At 59.6% G+C, this 5,511-nt stretch carries 1 pseudogene; it reads left to right on the top strand.

What is annotated here, in order from left to right:
* Positions 1-5,511: pseudogene (locus J1G35_RS30355) on the top strand (cadherin-like domain-containing protein); the annotation flags it as partial.

Raw genomic sequence — 5,511 nt, 5'->3', positions numbered from 1 at the left:
ATGAAAACTCTGCGACAGCGGGCACCGTCGCCGGCCGCTTTACTGCGACCGACGAAGAAACCCCACGCGAAGGTTTGACTGTTTCCTTCACCGGCAACAGCAACGTGGATGGCTACTACAGCCTGTCTGGCAATAACGTTGTACTGACCCAGAAGGGCGCCGACTTCGTTAACGCCGGCAATCAATTGCCGAAGATTGATCTGACGGTTACCGACCCTGAGGGGCTTAGCTCCAATGGCACCGGTCAGCCGACCGTTACGCTGCATAACGATGTGCCGGTGATCTCCGTCGCCCCGGAAACCATCGATGAGAACTCCGCCACAGCGGGCACCGTTGCTGGCCGCTTCACTGCGACCGATGAAGAAACCCCTCGCGAAGGCCTGACTGTCTCCTTCACGGGCAACAGCAACACAAACGGCTACTACGCCATCGTTGATAACAACGTCGTACTGACTCAAAAAGGCGCGGATTTCGTCAACGCCGGCAATCAACTGCCGAAGATCGACCTGACCGTTACCGATCCTGAGGGGCTCAACTCCAACGGCACCGGCCAGCCGACCGTTACTCTGCACAACGACGTGCCAGTGATCAGCGTCGCGCCAGAAACTATCGATGAAAACTCCGCTACTGCGGGTACCGTCGCTGGTCGTTTCACCGCGACTGACGAAGAAACCCCACGCGAAGGTCTGACTGTTTCCTTCACTGGCAACAGCAACGTGGATGGCTACTACAGCCTGTCTGGTAACAACGTCGTACTGACCCAGAAAGGCGCCGACTTCGTTAACGCCGGCAATCAACTGCCGAAGATCGACCTGACCGTTACCGATCCTGAGGGGCTCAGCTCCAATGGCACCGGCCAGCCGACCGTCATCCTGGTCGACGACACCCCAACCGCCGCCGATAACCATATCGAGAGCAATGAAGACACCCCAATCGAACTGACCTGGGGGACTTTTGGCGTACACGATGAAGATTCCACGAGCCCTGCGGTGGTGTTCACCAGCCTGCCTGCCGGTTCCATCGAATACAAAGTCAACGGCGAGTGGGTCAAGCTCACCACGGCCGATCTGAAAACCGACACCTCGCCGGGCAAGGCCTTCACCCAGGCTGATTTCGATAACCACGACGTGCGTTACAGCCCGGCGGCCAATGAGTCGGGCGACAACAGCTTCGGCGGCACCGGCGTGGGTAACAAGCAAGGTGATTACACCGAGCTGAAGTTCCAGGCGACTGACGGCAACTCCTACAGCGAGACCAAAACCATCACCGTGGATATCCACCCGGTGACGGATGTGCCGATCCTGGTCATCGGCCAAGTGCCAACCGGTTTGACCATTCAAACCTGGACCGGCAGCAACCTGCCAGGTGCCTTGGGCACCAATGGCCAAGGCGTCACCGAGTCCAGCACCCTGATTAAGGTGATCAACGCCCAAACCGCTGATAGCGCAGCCTCCACAGGCGTGACCAGCAATGTGAGCAACGGGAATGTGGCCGAAGGCACCGCGACCAAAGTGTCGGGCCTGGTTTACCTGGAAGCCGGCCAGAGCTACACCTTCACCGGTACTGCCGACGACAGCCTGGCAATCACCGTAGGCGGGAAGCTGGTCGCTTCCGAGACCTGGAGCCAGGGCAACGGGATTGGCGGGTCGTCCTATACGCCGACCGAGTCGGGGTATTACACCCTCGACATCTACCACTACAACCAGAACGGCCCGGGCAACTACGACGTCAACGTGTCGATCAACAACGGCCCGTCGGTGTCGCTGGGCAGCAGCGGTGTGCAGACCTACACCAGTGCAGCAGCGTTGGAAGCGGCCGGCATGGTGCTCGGTGACAGCCATGTGGTGAATGGCGAAGGCTATTACACCGGCAACGTCTACAACCACGGCCTGGAAGACACCGCGATCAAGATCGCGCCGATTACTGCCACGTTTGTCGACAACGATGGCTCGGAATCCCATAAGGTTGAAATCAGCGGCTTGCCGGAAGGCGCCGTGCTCACCGACGGCACCACCGGTCATAGCATCGTCTCGACCGGCGCGAACACGCTGTACGACGTGAGCACCTGGAACCTGAGCACCCTGACCGTTACACCGTTCAAGGATTCGACGGCCAGTTTCGACCTGACCGTGAAGGCGACGGCCAAAGAGTTGAGCACCAACGTTGAAGAAGTCACGACCGGCAAAATCAGCATCGTGGTCACGGCGGTCGACGACGCCCCGGTGCTGGGTAACGGTTCGACCAACGCATTTGGCGACACCTACATCGAAGGCAAGCCTGGCGGCTACGTAGCGGCGAACCTGACCATCACCGATGTCGACAGCGACACCCTGAAGAGTGCCAAAGTCACGCTGGTCAACCACTTGACCGACGACGTACTGATCGCAGACGTCAGCAACACCAAAATCACCGTCAACTATGACAAGGGCACTGGCGTACTGACTCTGTCCGGCGAAGCCACGAAGGCTGAATACCAGGAAGTCCTGCGTTCTGTGCACTTCGCCAGCGAAAGCGAAGACCCGAGCCCGGCCAATCGCAACCTGACCATCACCGTGAACGACGGCCATTCGGACTCGGCTCCGGTGACCTCCGTGATCTACGTGGTTCCGGTCAACGATAAACCTGTGGTCAGTTTTGACAGCACCACGTTTGTCGAGCAAAAAGCGGCGGTGGCCCTGGTCGAAAACCTGAACATCACCGACGTCGACAACAAAACCTTCAGCAAAGTGGTGGTCACGGTTGATCACCTGGTGTCCGGTGACCTGCTCAGCAATGCCGACGTGCTCAAGGCGCTCGCCGTTGCCGGTATCACCATCACCGAAAGCGGCAGCGCCGCCGATGGAAAAATCATCTACACCCTGACCAGCAACTCGTCAGCCGGTAGCAGCGCCGCCGACTTCATCAAGCTGGTCGAAGCGATCACCTTCCAGGCCCCGGGCAACAATCCGGTCGGCACTGATCGCACTGTCACCATCGACGTCACCGATAACGGTGGCGGTAACCTCGACCGTGAGCCGCCGGAAACCGCCAGCGCCACTGGCAAGGTCGCCGTCGAACTGTTCAACGACGCCCCGACGGCATCGGCTGCCTCTGCAGGCGCTGACGAGGACCATGCGGCCAAGATCGTCCTGAGCGGCGCCGATGTGGACGGCTCCGTCGCCAACTTCGTCATCAAGACGTTGCCGGATAACGGCAAGCTGTACAGTGACGCCAGCCTGACAACCGAACTCAAAGTCGGCGATTCGGTACCTGCGGGTGCCGATGGCAAGGCGGCGGTCTACTTCTCCCCGACTGCTGACTGGAGTGGCACAACGTCGGTCACCTTCACGGCGGTCGACAACGGCGGTAAAGCCAGCGCTGAAACCACTGCCCCAGTGACGATCGCTCCGGTCACCGACGCGCCGTACCTGAACCTGCTCGGTGGCGGCACCGTCACCTCGATCAACTTCGACAGCGCGCACCTCAACGGTTCGTGGGGCACCGTCGCAGTCGGCGATGCCAACAACGCCGCCGGCAACGGCACCCCTCCAGCCACCCAATGGTTGACCGGTAATAGCGACGGCCAAGTCGAAATCGGCCAGAGCAGCATTTATGGCGTAGAGACCCCAGGCAACAGCCAGGTCATCGAACTCGAGAAAAATGCCGGCGACGACGCCAGCCTGTACACCATCATCAAGGCCGAAAGCGGCACGGCGTACAGCATCTCGGTCGACTACTCCCCGCGCGCCGGTGCCGAGACCAATTCGGTCATCGATGTGTTCTGGGGCGGCGTCAAAGTCGGCACCTTGGACACCACCGTCGTTGGCATGAAGACCTACACCTTCGTGGTGCCGGTCACCGCTGACGGTGATGCCAAGCTCGAATTCAAGGCCCCGGCCGGCGAGACCAACAACTCCCTCGGCGGCGTGCTGGACAACATCAGCGTCACCCAGGTGCTGAACACCGGCCTGGAAGACCACGCGATCAAGTTGTCGGCCATCGACGCTTACGCCACCGACAAGGACGGCTCCGAGACGCTCAAGCTGGAAATCAGCGGTATTCCGGAAGGCGCGACCATCACCGATGGCAAAACGGGCCATACGTTCACCGCCAGCGCTGACGTTCACAGTGTCGACATCAGCCTGTGGGACAAGGCCACTCTGGTCTTCACCCCGGCGCAAAACGCCAATGGCCTGGTGAACCTCACGGTGACCGCCACTGCGCAGGATGGCGATGCTGCTGCGGTTTCCAAGTCGATCACGCTGCCGATCAATGTGATTGCGGTCAACGATTTGCCCGTCATAGATGTCGTGGCGAACCCGCTAAAGGAAGGTGCCGTGGCTGAAGGCACCGTTGCCGGTCACTTTACCGTCGGCGACGTCGAGACACCGGTTGCCGAGCTGAAAGTCAGCTTCACCGGCGACAGCAACAAAAATGGCTACTACACCATCGTTGGCAATGCCGTGGTGTTGACCCTGGCGGGTGCAAACTTCGTCAACGCGGGTAATAAGCTGCCTGCGATTGATTTGACCGTGACGGATGCCGATAAAGGCAGCTCGCACGATACCGCCACGCCGGACGTGACGTTGGTAAACGACGTGCCTCTGATCAGCGTTGCGCCAGTCACTATTGATGAGAACTCCGCTACAGCGGGCACCGTCGCTGGCCGCTTCACTGCGACTGATGAGGAAACGCCGCGCGAAGGTTTGACTGTTTCCTTCACCGGCAACAGCAACGTTGACGGGTACTACAGCCTGTCCGGCAATAACGTTGTGTTGACCCAGAAGGGCGCTGACTTTGTTAACGCTGGCAATCAACTGCCGAAGATTGATCTGACGGTTACCGATCCAGAGGGGCTTAGCTCCAATGGCACTGGTCAGCCGACGGTCACTCTGCACAACGACGTGCCAGTGATCAGCGTTGCGCCAGTCACCATTGATGAGAACTCTGCTACTGCGGGCACCGTCGCTGGCCGCTTCACTGCGACTGATGAGGAAACGCCGCGCGAAGGTTTGACGGTTTCCTTCACCGGCAACAGCAACGTAGACGGTTACTACAGCCTGTCTGGCAATAACGTTGTACTGACCCAGAAGGGTGCTGACTTCGTTAACGCCGGCAATCAACTGCCGAAGATTGATCTGACGGTTACCGATCCAGAGGGGCTCAGCTCCAATGGCACTGGCCAGCCTACTGTCACCTTGCATAACGACGTGCCAGTGATCAGCGTTGCACCAGTCACCATCGATGAGAACGCCGCTAAAGCAGGCACCGTCGCCGGTACCTTCACGGCCACCGACGAAGAAACGCCGCGCGCGGGTCTCACGATCACCTTCACCGGCAACAGCAACTCGGACGGCTACTACAGCGTGTCGGGTAACAACATTGTGCTGACCCAGAAGGGCGCCGACTTCGTTAACGCCGGCAATCAACTGCCGAAGATTGATCTGACGGTTACCGACCCTGAGGGGCTTAGCTCCAATGGCACCGGCCAGCCGACTGTCACCTTGCATAACGACGTGCCAGTGATCAGCG

The sequence above is a fragment of the Pseudomonas sp. SH10-3B genome (genome assembly GCF_019891415.1).
Taxonomy (GTDB): Bacteria; Pseudomonadota; Gammaproteobacteria; order Pseudomonadales; family Pseudomonadaceae; genus Aquipseudomonas.
The sequence above is the reverse complement of the archived record's forward strand: the minus strand, read 5'-3'. Positions and strand labels throughout refer to the sequence as shown.